The 18,377-nt window shown below is 35.9% G+C and carries 20 protein-coding genes; 9 read left to right on the plus strand and 11 right to left on the minus strand.

Annotated features, from left to right (window positions below; genetic code table 11):
* Positions 1–263: 263 nt before the first annotated feature.
* Both KKH39_00045 and KKH39_00050 read right to left on the minus strand, forming a co-directional pair.
* Entirely contained in the window at positions 264–917 is a 654-nt protein-coding gene (locus KKH39_00045) for a hypothetical protein (GenBank protein ID MBU1202432.1), read from the minus strand.
* Positions 918–1,062: 145 nt separating this feature from the next.
* A complete protein-coding gene (locus tag KKH39_00050) occupies positions 1,063–1,590 on the minus strand; it encodes a hypothetical protein (GenBank protein ID MBU1202433.1) in 528 nt (175 codons plus the stop codon).
* A 128-nt stretch (positions 1,591–1,718) separates the two neighbouring features.
* Here KKH39_00050 and dprA point away from each other — a divergent pair, with 128 nt between their 5' ends.
* The 5 genes from dprA to KKH39_00075 all read left to right on the plus strand — a co-directional run bounded on the left by dprA (position 1,719) and on the right by KKH39_00075 (position 8,634).
* Complete coding sequence (dprA, locus tag KKH39_00055; GenBank protein ID MBU1202434.1) at positions 1,719–2,795, plus strand: DNA-processing protein DprA; 1,077 nt, start codon at positions 1,719–1,721, stop codon at positions 2,793–2,795.
* Positions 2,786–3,478: a queuosine precursor transporter gene (locus tag KKH39_00060; GenBank protein ID MBU1202435.1), complete on the plus strand. Its 693-nt coding sequence runs from the start codon at positions 2,786–2,788 to the stop codon at positions 3,476–3,478. The genes dprA and KKH39_00060 overlap by 10 nt, the downstream gene beginning before the upstream one ends.
* Positions 3,471–4,775, plus strand: a complete 1,305-nt coding sequence (locus KKH39_00065) for a hypothetical protein (protein ID MBU1202436.1) — start codon at positions 3,471–3,473, stop codon at positions 4,773–4,775. Before KKH39_00060 ends, KKH39_00065 begins: the two co-directional genes overlap by 8 nt.
* Positions 4,776–4,823: 48 nt before the next feature.
* Positions 4,824–7,046 (plus strand): type I DNA topoisomerase, encoded by a 2,223-nt coding sequence (gene topA / locus KKH39_00070; protein ID MBU1202437.1) that lies wholly within the window; start codon positions 4,824–4,826, stop codon positions 7,044–7,046.
* A gap of 190 nt (positions 7,047–7,236) precedes the next feature.
* Positions 7,237–8,634, plus strand: a complete 1,398-nt coding sequence (locus KKH39_00075; protein MBU1202438.1) for a RelA/SpoT family protein — start codon at positions 7,237–7,239, stop codon at positions 8,632–8,634.
* Between the two features lie 47 nt (positions 8,635–8,681).
* Here KKH39_00075 and KKH39_00080 read toward each other — a convergent pair whose 3' ends face one another.
* From KKH39_00080 to KKH39_00095, 4 genes are all read right to left on the minus strand, one after another.
* Positions 8,682–9,536: a ParB/RepB/Spo0J family partition protein gene (locus KKH39_00080; GenBank protein MBU1202439.1), complete on the minus strand. Its 855-nt coding sequence runs from the start codon at positions 9,534–9,536 to the stop codon at positions 8,682–8,684.
* Between the two features lie 72 nt (positions 9,537–9,608).
* Positions 9,609–10,370 carry an AAA family ATPase gene (locus tag KKH39_00085; GenBank protein MBU1202440.1) on the minus strand — a complete coding sequence of 254 codons (762 nt, stop codon included), beginning with the start codon at positions 10,368–10,370 and terminating at the stop codon, positions 9,609–9,611.
* A gap of 24 nt (positions 10,371–10,394) precedes the next feature.
* Positions 10,395–10,634, minus strand: a complete 240-nt coding sequence (locus tag KKH39_00090; GenBank protein ID MBU1202441.1) for a hypothetical protein — start codon at positions 10,632–10,634, stop codon at positions 10,395–10,397.
* A gap of 18 nt (positions 10,635–10,652) precedes the next feature.
* The gene (locus KKH39_00095) at positions 10,653–11,882 is read right to left on the minus strand and encodes a M23 family metallopeptidase (GenBank protein ID MBU1202442.1); all 1,230 of its coding nucleotides are present in this window, start codon (positions 11,880–11,882) and stop codon (positions 10,653–10,655) included.
* 71 nt (positions 11,883–11,953) lie between these two features.
* Between KKH39_00095 and KKH39_00100 the strand changes: the two genes are divergently transcribed.
* A complete protein-coding gene (locus KKH39_00100; protein ID MBU1202443.1) occupies positions 11,954–13,099 on the plus strand; it encodes a putative glycoside hydrolase in 1,146 nt (381 codons plus the stop codon).
* Between the two features lie 75 nt (positions 13,100–13,174).
* Complete coding sequence (locus KKH39_00105; protein ID MBU1202444.1) at positions 13,175–13,495, plus strand: hypothetical protein; 321 nt, start codon at positions 13,175–13,177, stop codon at positions 13,493–13,495.
* Positions 13,496–13,550: 55 nt separating this feature from the next.
* Here KKH39_00105 and xth read toward each other — a convergent pair whose 3' ends face one another.
* From xth to KKH39_00120, 3 genes are read right to left on the minus strand one after another with little or no spacing between them, the layout of a single operon-like run.
* On the minus strand, positions 13,551–14,312 hold the full coding sequence (gene xth / locus KKH39_00110; protein ID MBU1202445.1) for an exodeoxyribonuclease III: 762 nt from the start codon (positions 14,310–14,312) through the stop codon (positions 13,551–13,553).
* A 3-nt stretch (positions 14,313–14,315) separates the two neighbouring features.
* Complete coding sequence (locus KKH39_00115) at positions 14,316–15,383, minus strand: mechanosensitive ion channel family protein (protein ID MBU1202446.1); 1,068 nt, start codon at positions 15,381–15,383, stop codon at positions 14,316–14,318.
* 44 nt (positions 15,384–15,427) lie between these two features.
* Complete coding sequence (locus tag KKH39_00120) at positions 15,428–15,697, minus strand: acylphosphatase (protein ID MBU1202447.1); 270 nt, start codon at positions 15,695–15,697, stop codon at positions 15,428–15,430.
* Between the two features lie 208 nt (positions 15,698–15,905).
* Between KKH39_00120 and KKH39_00125 the strand changes: the two genes are divergently transcribed.
* Entirely contained in the window at positions 15,906–16,127 is a 222-nt protein-coding gene (locus KKH39_00125) for a hypothetical protein (GenBank protein MBU1202448.1), read from the plus strand.
* 80 nt (positions 16,128–16,207) lie between these two features.
* Here the strand turns inward: KKH39_00125 and KKH39_00130 are convergent, their stop codons facing one another.
* Positions 16,208–17,392, minus strand: a complete 1,185-nt coding sequence (locus KKH39_00130; GenBank protein ID MBU1202449.1) for an MFS transporter — start codon at positions 17,390–17,392, stop codon at positions 16,208–16,210.
* 182 nt (positions 17,393–17,574) lie between these two features.
* Here KKH39_00130 and KKH39_00135 point away from each other — a divergent pair, with 182 nt between their 5' ends.
* Entirely contained in the window at positions 17,575–17,772 is a 198-nt protein-coding gene (locus tag KKH39_00135; GenBank protein MBU1202450.1) for a hypothetical protein, read from the plus strand.
* Between the two features lie 58 nt (positions 17,773–17,830).
* On the opposite strand, the gene msrA is transcribed toward KKH39_00135, so the two are convergent.
* Positions 17,831–18,364: a peptide-methionine (S)-S-oxide reductase MsrA gene (gene msrA / locus KKH39_00140; protein ID MBU1202451.1), complete on the minus strand. Its 534-nt coding sequence runs from the start codon at positions 18,362–18,364 to the stop codon at positions 17,831–17,833.
* Positions 18,365–18,377: the final 13 nt, after the last annotated feature.

Genomic DNA, 18,377 nt, shown 5'->3' on the forward strand with positions numbered 1-18,377 from the left:
AACATAGTTACTAGAAATCGCTGGTTCGATCAAAGATCAAGCATTCCCGCTGATCAAGATGATCAGCACTATAAGAATCAGACTGAGCTTTTTCATGATTCCATCCTTTCGTTCGTTGCTTAGATTGTAAAGAGCTGTGCTCTGACCACAGAATTGCAGTCAGAAAATAACAAACTAATAAATTTTATTTGCTATTTTCTACCTACAAAAAGACTAACCATAAAATAGTTCTCAAATCGCTTTTATAAATCTATATAAATTTACTAATCTAAAAATGTAATAGTAGACAAAATAGCTTCCGAAACAACATCACCATACGGAATTATACTTACTAATATTTTATTTAATGATGTATTCTCTATGAATATAATATCATTCTTTTTGTCTAAGGCCATACCAAAACACGAACCCATATCACTTTCATCACAAGGTATAGAAAAAGCTTTGTCTACAGAAAATTTATAAACGTTATAATTATTTATATTGACTTGTTCGACTTCACTTATATATTGATCAAAATCATACTTATTCTTGTTAAATTTTCTAGTATATTCCGTAATTTCATGCAATGTCATACTATTAAAATTGCTAAAAATATCACTATTATAAGAATAATTAATTGGTTTATAAATCATTACAGATTCCCCACAACCGATGGCATTAGAAGCACTAGTACCGGGTCCAGCTCCATTCCAACTACATCCTTCTGCTGGATGTTTGTAGCTAATGCCCAACTCTTCATCCTCAAAAGTAACCCACTCACTCGTATCTATCTCCTCTGCGTTTTGCTCATTCCCAATGTCAACATTCGTGTTTTCGTTATTGGCCTCATGTTTTGAATTATATTGCAAATAAGCCAAGCCGCCTAAAAGTATCAGGACGATAATAATTAATAAAGTTTTGATTTGTTTGCTCATTATTTTGTCATTAATTAATCTAAGACTAGCACTATTACTTTACTATTCTATCTATTATTTTTCAAAATCTACAAACAAAGTATCTAACTGGTTAAAATAACCTTCGAAGTTATTCAACCTCGAAGGTTATTGATTTGCTTATACATTATAATCCCTCTTGACGATTTATTTCTTTGATAATCTCAGAATCAGGACCAATCTCTTCTATTTCTACTATCTTGTCACGATTGATTTGCATAAAGCCCTGTGGTTGATGCAGCTCCTGTCCACGTTTGATAAGCACTGGGACATTGACTATCTTGTCCTCAGCTCCTTCTTCTTGGGCTGGAATAGTCTGATCTTGCATCATTATATAATAGACATCGTCAAGATAAATATACAGAGAATCTTCTTTGACTACTTTGGCATAATATACCTGATTATCATCAAGTCTTACTGCTTTGAATTTGTATTCCTTTTGAACTTGAGGAGTACGGGAAACAAATATCCAAGCGCCGGCTAAAACAATAATAAGGATAAGTAATGTGGCCGTCAGCCAGCTTCTGCCTCTACTATTATAAGTAGTGGGTTTTTTGGAAATAAACTGCTCAAATTCCATCAAAGTATTCTCATCTTGTGAGACATTTTTTGCTTTGGCGATTTTCTTGACAGTAGTGGATTTTGCTCTTGGCATATCTATAATTTAATAATTTTTCTAACTAAATAATAGCAGGGAATTTCTAATATGTAAAGAATACAAATTTTACAAAAACAAAAACATATACTATCATAATTGACAGCTGATTATTAATTTCTATCGGAATGAAAAGCGATTTTTATCCGCAGGGCAATCCTGCTGGCCGGGATAATTTTTTCCTATACTTTTTATCATTGATCAAAGGTCTAGGGCCGGCCAAAATACGACAATATTTATCTGGCGAATTAACCACTCAAAAAATAATAGACCAGATAAACAAACATCTATCTGATAAAGATTTTCTATCCAGTGTCAAAAAATCTTTTTCCCAAATAAAAGAACCCTACATTAGTATCCTGGACAAAGATTATCCGGCCAACTTAAAAAACATCTATGATCCTCCGCTCTTTCTTTTTTATAGAGGCAATATCAAACTACTAAACCAAAAAAATATTTTAACAGTAGTAGGATCACGTAGCTTTAGCTCTTATCACAACCAGATGTGCCAGAATATAATAAATAATCTCCGAGGCACTGATTTGGTCATAGCTAGTGGTTTGGCTATTGGTACAGATAGCCAAGCCCATAACCTGGCCTTAGAAAACAATCTGCCAACTATTGCCGTCTTGGGATCAGGATTGGACGACAAGGTCCTTTACCCACAAGGCAATCGCCATCTGGCCAAAAAAATAATAAACCAAGGTGGCTTACTTATTTCGGAATACAGCGCTTTGGCCAAACCACAGTTGCACAATTTCCCCAGAAGAAATAGAATACTAGCCGGATTAAGTAAAGCTACTATCGTTATATCCGGAGCCAAAAAATCTGGTACACTAATAACTGCTCAGGTAGCAATTGATGAAGGCAAAGAAGTGTTAGCTCTACCGGGAAATATAAATACCCGACTATCCGAAGGGCCAAATAACTTAATAAAAAATGGCGCTCAAATTCTGACCTCAGGTGATGATATATTAAATTTTTATGGTTTGAAAAATAAAAATAAATCAAAAAAAATAATATTTAAAAATAAATTACATGCTAAAATATACTCTACACTACAGACAGAACCTTTAAACTTGGATAAACTAGCCGCCCAGACAAATATAAGTTTGGCGCAAATTGGTATCCTGATCTCCGAGATGGAGATTCAGGGTATTGTAAAAATTAATCAGTTTAACCAAGTAGAAATAATATGCAATTAAAAAATATTTCCAACGGGATGAAATTATCCTCAGAACAAAAAATATTTCTTTTACAAATAATCTTTATAACTTCCATGATACTGGCCAATGTCATTGGGATAAAAATAGTAAATATTGGCCCGGTAGCTGCTTCTATCGGTACTATATTGGTTCCAATTAGTTTTTTGATAACTGATATATTATCTGAAGTAAAAGGTAAGAAACACGTCTACAATCTAGTTTGGTTTACAGTAGTAGCCCTAGTTTTTAGCTATTTATTTATACAACTAAGTGTCATCATGGCGCCAGCTGACAGATTTGCCGAGACCAACTCTGCCTTTGTAACTATATTTTCAGGCAGCGCCAGAATATTTTTGGCTTCAATAGTCGCTTTTTTAATATCCCAATTTCATGACTTATGGGCTTTTGAATTTTGGAAAGCCAAAACTAAAGGTAGGTTTTTGTGGCTAAGAAACAATCTCTCTACTATGGTCAGTCAAGCTATTGATACAGTTATCTTTATGTTTTTGGCTTTTTACCAGCTAACACCACAATTTGACGCCGCCTATGTCTGGGAGCTTACTATACCTTATTATATACTAAAGATAATATTAGCTTTCTTGGATACTCCTTTTGTATATCTGGGAGTCAAATGGCTAAGACCTCAACCTGGCTTGGAGTCTAACGAAAAAAAACATGCCTAAAAATTACCAAAAAGATATTGAGTTTATAGAAGGACTTTCCAATATCCCTAGACAAAACTATCTACTGGGAATCCACGATAGAGCACACTTTATAAGCAGACTGGAAAATTTTTTGTCTCTAGTCGGCTCTCCTCATAAAGGACAAAATTTTATACATGTCACTGGCACCAGTGGCAAAGGCACAACTGTCAAAGTATTGGAAAGCCTAATAGCCAACGCCAGACTAAAAGTTGGATCTTTTACTTCTCCCTTTGCCACAACCAGTATTGAAAAAATAAGTATCAACAATAAATTGATATCGCCTCAGGAGCTACACCAAATTTTGGAAAATGATATCAAACCAGCACTAGACAAATATGTTTTAAAATTTAAAACTGAAGCTATATCTTACTTTGAAGTTTGGCTAGCTATTGCACTCTTACATTTTAAAAATAAAAAGTGTAATTGGGTAATACTGGAGGCTGGTTTAGGCGGCAGGCATGATGCAACTAATGTAATAGCCAACCCAAAAGTAACAGCTATCACTAATGTTGGTATGGATCATATGGAAATTTTGGGCAACAGCAAGTCTGCTATTGCCAAAGATAAAGCTGGGATCATCAAAAAAAATAGTATTTTTATTACTACTGAAAAAAATCCTAAGCTTTTAAAAATATTTCTATCTGTCTGTAAAAATAAACAAGCTTGGTATATACAACCAAGTCCATTGAGCAAAAATTATCAGCTCAGTAATTATTTTGATACTAAGCGTCAAAGAAAAAATCTAGATTTAGCTTTAAATATTTTAGATGTCCTAAAAATAAAGCCCAAAAATATTCAATCAGTTATAAATTCTTTTGGCCTGATTTGCCGGCAAGAAATAATCAGTCAAAATCCTTTGATTATCCTTGATGGCTCACACAACGGAGACAAGTTGTCCAATCTGATAGAATTTGTCAAAAAGCAAAAATATAAAAAAATGTACCTTATTTTAGGCTTTGGGTTTACCAAACATTATAAGGTTCCGCTCAAAAAATTGATCCCTCTGGCTAACAAAATTTATATAACCAGGTACTTGATAAGTGGCAAAAAAACAGCCGACCTAAAAAAACTAAAAATCGCCAGTCAAAAAATCTCTCCCAAAACCCCCATAAACATCTATCATGACCCCTATCAAGCCCTAGAATCTGCCCTAAAGTCAGCCAAACAATCTGACTTGATACTGGTTACTGGATCTTTCTTTTTAGCTGGTGAAATCAGGAAGAAATGGGTAAGTGAAGAATATATCATTAAAGAGTTAAAACTTGACAAAAGATAATACTTCTTTTATAGTCACAACCGTTATCAAAAAATTAATAAGCATTTTATGTCAAAATTAGTAATAGTTGAGTCACCTACCAAAGCTAAAACAATCAAAGGCTTTTTGGGCAAAGACTATGTAGTCGAATCATCATACGGACACGTACGCGATTTGCCAAAAAGTAAATTGGGTGTTGATATAGAAAATAATTTTGAACCAAGTTATACAGTGCCCGTCAAGGCCAAAAAACAAGTAACAAAACTAAAAAGTCTGGCCAAAAAAGCTGATATGGTATATTTCGCTACTGATGAGGACCGAGAAGGAGAAGCTATCTCGTGGCATCTACAAAAACTATTGGATATGCCTAAGAACAAACAAAAAAGAATTGCTTTCCACGAAATAACTAAAAATGCCATCAATAAAGCTCTGGAAAGTCCCCGTGCTTTGGATATAAACCTTTTTCATGCCCAACAGGCCAGAAGAATACTAGACAGACTGGTCGGCTATAAACTATCTCCTCTACTATGGAAAAAAGTCGCCCGCGGCTTGTCTGCTGGTAGAGTACAATCCGTAGCTGTGCGCTTGATAGTAGAACGTGAAGAGGAAAGAAAAAAATTTAAGGCTGAAGAATATTGGACAGTTGAAGGCCAGAGTTCTAAGGACAAAATAGATTTTGATATCAGCCTACACAAAGAAAATGATAAGGTACTAGGCAAATTTGATATTGATGAAGCCAAAGCCAAACAAGCCTTGGAAGAAATAAAAAAAGCTCAATTGGAAATAAAAGAGGTTACTGCCAAAGAAAACCAAAAATCTCCTCTACCTCCTTTTACTACCTCTACTTTACAGCAGGATGCCAACCGACGTTTTGGCTATAGTGCCAAACAAACCATGATGATTGCCCAACAGCTTTATGAAGGTATCAAGCTCGGTACTCAAGGACACGCTGGTTTGATAACTTACATGAGAACTGACTCTTTTAATCTGTCTGACGACTTTAAACAAGCTACCGAAAGTTATGTCACTGAAAAATTTGGTAAAGAGTACATAAAAGTCGGTGGACGTCATTTTAAGAAAAAAGCCAAGTTTACTCAAGAAGCTCATGAAGCCATCCGACCAACTGATGTAGCCAACGATCCTGAAAGTGTAAAATCACACCTTGATTCTAAACAATACAAAATATATTCTCTGATTTGGCAGAGAGCTGTAGCTTCGCAAATGTCTGAAGCTATCACTGAAAGCACCAATGTAGCTATTGATGCCAAAGACACTGCCTGGCAACTCAAGGCTAATGGTAGTGTCACCAAGTTTGCCGGATTCAAAACTGTCTATGATAATAATAGTGAAGAAAAAGAATTGCCAGCCTTAGAAGTAGGTGAAAAACTGGATATAAAACAAATAGATGCTCTACAGCATTTTACTACCCCGCCAGCCCGCTACTCTGAAGCCGGACTAGTCAAAGCAATGGAAGCTTTGGGTATTGGCAGGCCTTCTACCTATGCCCCAACTATTGCTACTATCATTGATAGAAAATACGTAGACAAAATAGAAAAAAGATTGGCTCCGACTGAAATTGGTGAAATAGTAAATCAATTATTAGTAGAACATTTCCAAGATATTGTTGACTATAATTTTACTGCCAAGATGGAAGATGATTTGGATGAAATAGCCGAGGGCAAAAAAGAATGGCAACCAGTCATTTCAGAATTCTATACACCATTTGCCAAAAATCTAGAAGTCAAAGAACACGAACTTTCCAAAAAAGAAATTACTGAAGAAAAAACTGATGAAATTTGTGATAAATGTGGCAGCCCAATGATCATCAAACTAGGCCGTTTTGGAAAATTCCTAGCCTGCACCAACTATCCAGATTGTAAAAATACCAAACCAATAAACAGCGACGGTGAAGTGGAAGAACCGGAAAAGGTAGACGAAAAATGTCCAAATTGTGGCAAAGATATGATTGTCAAAACCGGCCGTTTTGGAAAATTCATTGCTTGTTCTGATTATCCAGAGTGTAAAACCACCAAACAAGTTACCAAATCAACCGGCGTAAAATGCCAAAAATGTGGCGAAGGAGAAATGGTAGCCAGAAGAAGTAAAAGGGGAAAAATATTTTATGGTTGCAACAAATACCCTGACTGCCAACATTTGGTCTGGGGTAAACCAACGGGCGACCTGTGTCCAGAATGTAAAAATCTCCTGATCCAAGCCAATAAGTCTACTATCAAATGTGAATCGTGCGAATATAGTAAAAAAGTGGACCCAGCGAAATTAGTTGAAGATTAATCCCTTAAATCCCCCTTAACAAGGGGGTTTTTATTTTCATAAATTCCTCCCCTATCAGCGGAAAGCTAAAAGAGCTCAGCAAGGTTTTTTGTCAACAAAATAAAGCCCTTGCTATTTTAAGGCCGAAATATTATGATAAAGAAATAAATACTAAACTATGACTACTTTTGATGATTTGAAAAAAATACTGATGCTAAACTATGGCGACAACGATATCAATCTTGTGGTCAAGGCTTTTCACTTTGCCTCAGAAGCTCACAAAGGACAAAAAAGAAGAACTGGGGAAGACTACATATATCATGCTATTGCTACAGCCCATACTCTGGCCAAAATGAAAATGGACATCCCTTCTATTGCTGCTGGGCTACTACACGATGTGCCAGAAGATACTGATTTTACATTTGATGATATAAAAAATAATTTTGGCAGTGAGATTAGCTATCTAGTCAAAGGTGTCACCAAACTAGGTCACTTCAAATATCGCGGTCTGGAAAGATATGCCGAAAACTTGCGTAAAATGTTTTTGGCAATGAGTAATGATTTGAGAATTATAATCATCAAATTGGCCGACCGTCTACACAACATGGAAACTCTACGCGGAGTACGTCCAGAAAAAAGATTGCGCATTGCCCAAGAAACTCTAGAAATATATGCCCCTCTAGCCAATCGTTTGGGAATGTTTCGAATAAAAAGCAAACTGGAAGATTTGGCTTTTCCATATGTTTATCCAGAAGAATATACCTGGACTACCGATCTGATAGAAGACAGATTAAAATCCGAAACAAAATACATTGAAAAAATAAAAAAAATAACCCAAAACGAACTAGAAAAAAATCATATTGATTTTTTGCAGATCAGAGGCCGAATAAAAAGTTTATACAGCATCTACAACAAATTACTTCGCAAAGGCAAAGATATAAACAAAATTTATGATCTTATTGCCCTTCGTATCATAGTAGATGATATAGCTGATTGCTACAGCGTCTTGGGTATTATTCACAAAAAATGGACACCCCTCAAAGGCCGCGTCAAAGACTATATTGCCCAGCCAAAACCAAATGGCTATAAATCATTACACACTTCTGTTTTTACTGACTTTGGTAAAATAGCCGAAATTCAAATAAGAACAAAACTCATGGATGAGGAAGCTGAGTTTGGTATTGCCGCTCATAGCAAGTACAAAGAAATAGGCCTGCTAGGTAAAAAGAAAAATCCTCCCAAATGGCTGGAGCATCTGATAGAAATCCAAAAAACCATCACTGATAATACCGAATTTATAAAGCATATCAAAAACGACCTTTTCCTCAACCAAATTTTTGTTTTTACTCCCAAGGGAGACGTGGTAGAGCTACCGGAAAATGCCACTCCGCTTGATTTTGCCTATTACATCCACACTGATATTGGCAATCAGTGTATTGGTGCCAAAATCAACAATCAGATTGCCTCTCTAGATACTAGACTCAAATCCGGTGACGTCATAGAAATAATGACCGACAAAAAAAGGAAAAAACCCAATGCTGATTGGGTAAAAATGGTAGCCACCAATATGGCTAAAAGTAAAATCCGGAGCCAATTAAACAAAGAATAAAAAAACAACCCGCGAGTTTATTTAACCCCGCGGGTTGTTTTTTTATGTTAACTTTCCAATTTATCAAAAATATTTTTTAGCTCGGCATGAGAATGAAAATTTATTTTGACAAATCCCCTTTCACCGTGCTTGTTGATAGAGACTTTGGCGCCAATATTTTTGGTCAGCTTATCCTCCCAAGAAGCAAGAACCGGATCACGCGGTTTATCTTTTTTATATTTGAGTGATTCTTTTTTATTTATTTCTTCTAGCTGACTGACGGTCAAATCATGTTTTTTTATTTCTTTAAAAAGCTTTATTTGCTCTTCTTTGCTCTGACGGCTCAAAATTAATTTGGCGTGAGAAAAAGTAATTTCTCCCTTGGCTAGAGCCTCTTTTATCAAAATTGGTAATTTTAAAAGGCGCAAAAAATTGTTGACAGTAGAGACTCCCTTGCCCAATTGTTCAGCTACTTCTTCAACAGTCAAACCAAATTCTTCCATAAGCCTTTTATAACTATTGGCGGTTTCTAGAGGGTTGAGATCTCTTCTTTGAATATTTTCAACTATCGAAAGTTCCAGTTTATCCCTATCACTCACTTGCCTGACAATAACTGGCACATGAGTAAGTCCCAAAATCTGTGAAGCCCTGAGACGGCGTTCACCAGCTATCAATTGGTAATTATTACCTTCTTTGGAAACTATCAAGGGCTGCAAAAAACCATGCTGCTTTATGGATTCAGCCAACTCGTTCAGATTGTCACTATCAAAATGAGTACGAGGTTGCCAAGGATTGGCTACTATCTGATCTACAGGCACTTCTTCAATACTTTTGACATCTATCTCTTCACCCAAATCTTCTACTAACACTTTTTTGTTTTTACTGGGTATCAGCGATCCCAGTCCTTTTCCTAATGCAGGCATAATTTTTTATACCGCACCTTTTTATTATTAAGGCGCAGATTAATTTTAATTCCCGACCAAAAGGTGCGGGATTTATTTTGATAATATTACTTCTTGAGCTAACCTTTTATAAGCATTTGATCCTACCGAATCAGGTGCATAATCCTTGAGGGCTAAGCCGTGTGACGGTGACTCAGCTACTCGAACATTCCTTGGTATCACGCTCCGAAAAATCTTGGCTGGAAAATATCTGTAGAGTTCATTAAAAACGTCATTGGAAAGTTTATTTCTGCTGTCATACATAGTCATGACCGCTCCCAAGATATTCAAATCCGGTTGTAAGTGTTCTTTTATTAAATTAATAGTATTTAAAAGCTGAGAAAGACCCTCGAGAGCATAATATTCACACTGAACCGGAATGATCACCTCTCTAGAAGCTACCAGACCGTTGATGGTCAAAAGACCCAAAGAGGGTGGATTGTCTATGATAATAAAATCATACAAATCAGCAATATCTTTTAGATTATTTTCCAAAACAAATTCTCTTTCACTGACCTCTACCAGTTCAATGCTAGCTCCTGCCAAATCAGGTGTCGCCGGTAAAATATGAAAATTTGGCTGATGAGACCGAATAGCCTCGCCAATCTTGGTGTTGGGATCGGTCAAAACTTCATAAATACCTTTATTTAGATTTTTATAATCTATACCCAGTCCGGAAGAAGCATTGCCTTGTGGGTCTATATCCACCACCAAGACCCTTTTACCAAAAAATGACAGCCAGGCTGCTAAATTAATGGAGGTGGTAGTTTTACCAACTCCCCCTTTTTGATTGACAACAGAAATTATTCTAGCCATATAAACATCTATAATTATACCACACTATTGAGGTTTGGTATAAAAAAATTTTCCCAGCAGACCACCCACAAAATAACCCAAGAGTCCTCCACCAATCAAATATTTGGCCGGATAATCCCCTATATAAACATAACAGAATAAGGCTATGGCAAAAATGCCAGCTGCCATACCTTTGAGGTTGTAAGACAAAACCCACATTGACCTCTCTTTGTCTACTTTGGACTGCTCCTGTTTTTTGATGTAGTCGGGTTTGAAATTATCCATATATTAACTCACCCAAATTTATTTAACAGGGTCAAGCTGTCTTTGCCAATCAGCTATAGCCGCTTGAAAATCCTGCATTTTATCTTCCGGTATTGATTTATCAGAAGGGATATCTACTGTCAACGGATTTATCTTTGTGCCATTTTTGACCATTTCAAAATGAAGATGCGGACCAGTAGAAAAGCCGGTTGAACCTACATAACCGATTATTTGTCCTTGTTTTACTTTTTCTCCATATGATACAGCTATTTTACTCTGATGAGCATAGTTGGTACTAAATACACTATTGTGCCTGACACTGGTCAAATTACCATAGCCAGCCGTACTCCATCCAGCAAAAGTCACTGTTCCATCACCGACCGCCCTGATAGGTGTACCGGCTGCAGCAGCATAATCAATAGCCCGGTGGCCAGTTGATACATTAAAAGCTTCTACATAACGCCGTCCAGTAGTAAAACCCGAGCTAATATATTTGAAAGAAACTGGATTTTTTAAAAATATTTTTTGCACTGATTCGCCAGTCGGATGATAATAGCCCTCTATGTCTTCTCCGCTTTCATCAACACCACCATCAAAATAATAACCCTCAATAATATCTCCATCATTTACAAATTTGGCGGCAATAATTTTGCCAGGCATAATATATTCACCATTTCTGTATCTTTCTTCATAAATAAATTTGTAAGTATCTCCAACTCTAATACCCATACCAAAGTCAACTGTCCAAGCAAAGACATCGGCCAATTCTATAATAGCCCGAATATCAATATCTTGATCAACCGCTGACTGATAAAGCGAACTATCAATCGTACCTTGGACTGTTTTTATCCTTACTTCATAATCAATTACTTTGCGCTCTGCTAATAAACTACCGTCTTCTTCCGAAACCGTCACAAAAAGCTCTTCTTCTGTATCAATCGGATAAATAAGTTTTTTGAACTGATTGGTATCTTTATCAAAATAAAACTTTATCTGTTTACCGGCTCTGACACTGGATAAATCATAGACATCTTGAGCCGCTGTCAAAATCTCGGACATAAGTGCATAATCAATCCCCGCCTCATCACACACTATGGAAAAAGTCATACCTGTCTCAATATCAACATTTATCTCTCTATCCAATTCCTCTGCTTCGGCCTGGACAACTGGCCCAATAGCCTCTTTTTGGCGAGTTTTGGATAAGAAAACACTTCCCAGGCCAAAAACCAAGACTACAAATAATAAACCAATGACATAATATTTTTTCATAATATATATTGTAAATAAAATATGGCAATTAGGCAACTATCTGGAATCTTTGCTATAATGTTATTATGAGTATGTGGTCAAAAAATGCTATCTTTTATGGAATTTTATACCTGATTTTTGTCGGCTCTTTTTTATTTTTGATAAAAAACAACGGAAAAGATAATATCCAATTTATTCATTTTGCCAAATATATAAAAACTGAGCAAAATAACATAGCCCCCGAAGAAGTAACAATCAAAAAATCCTACAAACCAAAAGTGGTCAGAGGTATTTATCTGACAGCTTACTCAGCTGGTAGTGATACTTTTAGAACGGGGATAATAAACAATATAAAAAACGGAACAAAAATAAACTCAGTAGTTATTGACATCAAAGATTACTCAGGTTATATACTCTATAATAGCCAATTGACCGAGTTGAAAGAAATTGATGCTATACGAACCAGGATGCCCGATGTTAAAAAAGTGCTAGATGAGTTTCACCAAGCTAATATTTACGTCATAGCCAGACTGACAGTCTTTCAAGACCCGGTACTAGCCAAAGCCCGTCCTGATTTGGCCTTTAAGACCCACGCTGGCAACACTTGGTACGACAACAAGGGACTAGCTTGGATGAACCCAAATAAAAAAGAAGTTTGGGATTATAATCTAGCTATTGCCAAAGAAGCAGCTGAGCTTGGTTTTGATGAAATAAATTTTGACTATATGCGCTTTCCTAGTGACGGCAATATGGGCAGCCTGGATTATGATATGACAGAAGGTCAAACCAAAGCTCAAGTGATGGACAATTTCTTTTCTTTTTTGGAAAAAAATTTGTCTGGACAAATACCAACATCTATTGATACTTTTGGCCTAGTGCTGGATAATATAGACAGTGGCTATGATTTGAATATCGGACAAAAGCTGACTGAGCTTGCCGATCACTTTGATTATGTCTCACCGATGATGTATCCATCTCACTATCCTCTGACTTATCTAGGATTTGCTAATTCAGCCGAACATCCCGGCGCCGTCATTGCCTATGGATTAGATATCAGTTCTTCAACCATGGCTACAAAAAAATCCAAGTTACGACCTTGGCTTCAAGCTTTTAATCTCCGTGCGGTCTACACACAAGAATTGATTGAAGCGCAAGAAATAGCCACCGAAAACGTCACTACTACTGACGGCTGGTTGCTATGGAATGCACGCAACTATTATCCAGAATTTATATTTTAAACAAGCAAAAGCAACTGAAGTACCTTAACACTAGGAGGACAAGCCGTGTCATACCACTATTATGGCTTCCATTTCATGGAGGAAGCACCCAAAGAGGATAAAACATCCTCGGTCTTTGAAAGACTGTCTGGCCAAAGACCCTTTCGTCTACTGCCCATAGTAGACTTTAGCGGCGGAGACGAGACAAACCCAGTCTATCACTACGGACAAGAGCTACTGGTTACTATCCTTTATATTGAAACCAATGATATGGGTATAGTGGAAATTCTATTTTCTTTTGACTACAAAGATCATCCTCGGATAAAGCCCGGACAATACGAATTGGTATTTGATGAGCACGGAAATTGTTGGAATCCTGACACAGCTATGTTCAAGCCCCGACAAAAGTCGGCTTGAGTATATATGAAGAACCCGCGGCGCGCCAAAGCGCGCCGCGGGTTCTAAATTTTATCTAAACTATTTCAATGCCAACTGGGGCATGATCTGAGCCGGTCACTTTATCCAAAATATAAGCTTTGGATATTTTTTTTAAGATGCTTTTTGACACACAAAAATAATCTATCCTCCAACCGACATTGTTGGCTCTGGCATTGGCCCGAAAACTCCACCAAGAATATTGGATTTTGTCCGGATGTAATTCTCGAAAAGTATCTTTAAAATCACTAGACAAAAATTTATTCATCCAAGCTCTTTCCTCGTTAGTGAATCCGGCATTACCAATATTAGCTTTTGGTCTGGCTAGATCTATCTCCTGATGGGCTACATTGTAGTCCCCGGTAATAATAAGCGGTTTATTTTTTTCCAGCTTCTTTAAATAAACTAGAAGTTTGTCATTCCATTTTATTTTCCAATCAAGCCTGCTCAAATCATCTTTGGCATTGGGAAAATAAATATTTATCAAATAATATTTATCAATATCCAAAACTTGCACTCGCCCTTCGTCATCCCAAGGCATACTTGCTAGCACTTTTGCCTTTATGCTGTCCTTTACCAAAATACCCGTACCACTATAACCCGGACGCTTGGCACTATTATAAAACTCCTGATAACCAGGAAAATCAAAATCCTTTTGAGCCAATACTGCATCGGAAATTTTTATTTCTTGCAAACAAACAATGTCCGGTTTGGCTTTGGCTAGCCAAGCGGGAAAGTCTTTACGCACGACTGCTCTGATGCCATTGACGTTCCACGATAATATATTTAATTTGGACATAAATTATTTTTGTAAATGAATTGTCTGGGTTGGATAAGCAAACTCAATTTTTTCCTTGGCAAATCTTTTATAAATTCCCAGATTTATTTCCTGCCGAGCATTTAGATAATCTGTCATTTCTCTGTTGTTTATAAAAAATACAACTTCAAAAATAAGAGCCGAATCACTATATTCTACAAAATGACATCTATCAAATTTAGCTAATTTTACCTGAGAAACAACCTCTTCTATAATATGAGGAATTTTTTCCAGCTTATCCGACTTGGTGTCATAGGTAACTCCTAGATTAAAAGACACCCGCCTATTTTGCATACGCCTAAAATTTTGAATTCTAGCACTAGTTAGTTCTTGATTGGAAACTACCAGTTGCTCTCCCTGCAAAGTCCTGATTCTAGTAGTTTTTAGTCCTATTTTTTCTACCTCACCCTTGTCACTACCAATCATAATAAAATCACCCACCTGAAAAGGCTTATCTATATATATAGAAAAAGCTGAAAATAAATCACTAAGCACACTCTGGAGAGCAAGAGCTATAGCAATACCGCCAATACCCATGCCAGCGACCAATGAAGTAACATTTATTCCTAAATTTGACAAAACTAGCAACAGGCCTATTACCCATAAAATAGCTTTGATGATAACCATCATCAATCTGACTGTAGACTCAGCGTGCTGATTATCCTCACCGTCTTCCTGATTTTTTTGCAAAAATTTTCTGATTGAAAAATCCAATATTCTAGACATTACCTGTATGATTTCCCAAACTACAAAGACTAAAAATAAAATATAAATAACTCTAGCTATCAGCTCTGAGATATTCAAAAATTTTACGCCAAAATATAGTGCCACAAAAAAATAAAAAGGTGGCTTAACTTTTTTGAACACCTCAATCAACATATCGTCAATATCTGTCTTGCTACGTAGCGCCAATTTTTGTAAATGAGACAAGATAATAATCTGAAAAACCTTCAATACTATAATCAGACCAAAAAATATAAAAATAGCTATCATATAATCATAGCCTGTGTTTGACCAAATACTAATTTCTTCTAAAGTTTGCAAAAAATCCATACTAAAATATATTAATAATTTATTTAATAATAGCAAAAATAAGCTTAATGTTCAATTTTAAAATTTATAAAATTTTTCAACTTATTTTCTACAATTTTGACATTTTCTACCTTGGCTAAACCCGGCCCAGACTGACACCAAGCAACAAATTTTTTTAGATTATCTTCTGTGCCCTCAACCTCTATATAGACCCTACCGTTATCCAAATTTTTTACTAAACCAAATATTGATAAACTATCAGCCTGCTCTTTGGCAAAATAACGAAAACTCACTCCTTGGACCAAGCCACTAATTATAATACCAAGGTGTTTCACTCCGTTAGAAATATTTTTTGCTTGCATATTTGTAAAATTAATGGAAATAATTTTTATTTTACCTCATTAAACCCGTAGAAGCTAAACTTTTAAGTGACCCCAATATGGTTCATATTTTTATATTAACATAATTTATAATAAAATAAAGTCCAATTTTACAAAATAAAGATTTGATTATATAATATAAATATAAATAATAAAAAAACTTATGTCTGAAAAAATAAACGAAAATATGTCATTGGCACCGGAAGTGCAAGATGCTATAAATTATATCCAAATGATGAAGCAGGAATGTGCCACATTGGGCAACAATGATTCTGAATTTGATTTGCTAGAACAATTGGCCACGGCCGTCAAATCTGGCGATATAGAACCTGCCATAGCCAAAGAAAAAGCAATAGCCATCAGATCTGGCAAGATAGAACGTTAAATTAAATTATAAAAATCAAAAGACAGGCTGCTGGCCTGTTTTTTTGTACCAAATTGAATAAATTAATACCCTAACTAAAATCAAATATAACTAGATTTTCCTGTCTGTTTTGGTACCCAGAATAATATACCATTTATCAAAATTAAAATTGCCAATATCATGATAGAGGTATATATAGAATATAAATCTGTCAGATAGCCAATCATAGGCAAGACAAGCAACTGACCTAATGATTCAAACAACTGCAAAATAGAACCCATAGTAGCTCGGTTGTCAGATGATATATTGTCATGAAAAAGTGCATTGGCCACTGGTGAGCGTATATTTTCCACCAGCATCACAAAAAAGAAAACAAACACTCCCCAATAAGAGGCATGTCCAAATCCCAAAATCAGTAAAGGTAAAAATGATACCAGACTCAAATAATTCATCATCCTTACTCCCCCAAATTTTTCTTCCAACTTGGCTGCATAACGAGCCAAAAAAGCCACTAAGAGCAGAAATCCTGAATATATCAAACCAAAGTATTGTAAAGGTATATCAACACTCTTCATATATGGCTGGACGAACTTTTCCAAAGCAATAAATGAGGCCGTAAAAATAGTAATATTAAAAACTATAGTTCTAAGCTCAGATTTTAACAAGACTTCTTTGACAGCATCTTTGGCAAAGTACAAATCATTTTTGATTGTAAATTTAGGTCTTTTTTTGTCACACTCAGCTAACTTTTCCCAACTAAGTGTCTGCAAAAAATTAATAAAAGCCGGTATAGCGGCAGCAAAAAAGACAATATTAAACCCAAATTTATAAGCTATGTATCCGCCCAAAGCTGTACCAATGCTCTCGGAAATTCTGGCATAAAATTTTTGGTTGGTTTTTACATAAATATAGCTAGGATTATTTTTATTGGCTGCTAGATAATTATAAACATAGGCTGTCTCAGTGCCGGAGCGAAAACTTTTGCCCAATTCATAAATTAAGTTTGCCAGCAGCAATGTCAAAAAATTAAAAGAAAATCCAAAAAGTATAAAAGCAAGAAATATAAAAAATTTGGATATAATAATACTTTTTCTTTTGCCGTACAAATCCGCAAAAATACCAGTGGGGATTTCTATCACAAAAGAAAAAATTGATCCAACTGTAAAAATCCAAAATATCTGACTGTAACTCAGACCCAAATCCTGAAAAAACAAAACTATAATCGGAACAAAATATGTCTGATTTTTCAAAAATGATGCTAAATATATTTTGTTTATTTGCTTCACCCTGTTAGAAATTATAGTGAAATTATTTTAATCTACTAATATTATATCACATGGCCATAAACAAAAAAAATAATATAAAGACTACCCCTATCATTGACAATTTATAAAGAAAATATTATACTCCTTTGATTCTGGTAATTCAGCCGGAATGTTCCATAAGACCCAAATCCAGGAGGACCAACATGTCCCAGTTCCAGCAGGGAATCCAAGAAACCAAGTTTTTGTTGAAAGAACTCATCGAAGACCCTCAGTACCTCGAGATGCTGGCCAAGCTGACCAAGCGTCACTACGACGCCCTGATCGCGGAAAACTTCAACCCGGATCAGGCCACCAAGATCGTGGCCCACGCCGCCGCCAGCCCCCTGATCCTGGATTTCTAGCCAAGCGAGCCCCAAACTAACCCGTCAAACGGAAAGTTCGGGGCTCAATTTTTTTATTTTATTTTAATAGCGAATGAAATTTATCTTTGAGCTTATCCATCTTAGGATTAATTACTACCTGACAATATCCGTTTGACGGATTTTTTTGATAATAATTTTTGTGGTAACTCTCGGCTGGATAAAAATTATCCAGAGCCTTGACCTCAGTAACTACCAGTGGACTATCTTTGTTGTTTAGTTTATCTATAAACTCCTGAATTATTTTATTTTGCCTATTATCAGTATAAAAAATTGCTGAGCGATACTGAGTACCCACATCATTGCCTTGACGATTGAGACTGACAGAATCATGCGTAGCAAAAAATACAGTCAATAAATCTTCTAGCTTAGCCTGATTAGGGTCATACTCAATTTTGATTACTTCAGCGTGACCAGTCCTGCCAGTACAGACCTCTTCATAACTAGGATTGGCTACTGTACCACCGGTGTAGCCCGGTTCGACAGATACTATGCCCTTAAGCTGAGAAAATACAGCTTCTGTACACCAAAAACAACCGCCGCCAAAAACTATTATTTTATTTTTTGTACCCATATTTAGATTATAA

This window comes from Patescibacteria group bacterium, assembly GCA_018819405.1.
Taxonomy (GTDB): domain Bacteria; phylum Patescibacteriota; class Patescibacteriia; order UBA1558; family GWA2-36-10; genus XYD1-37-29.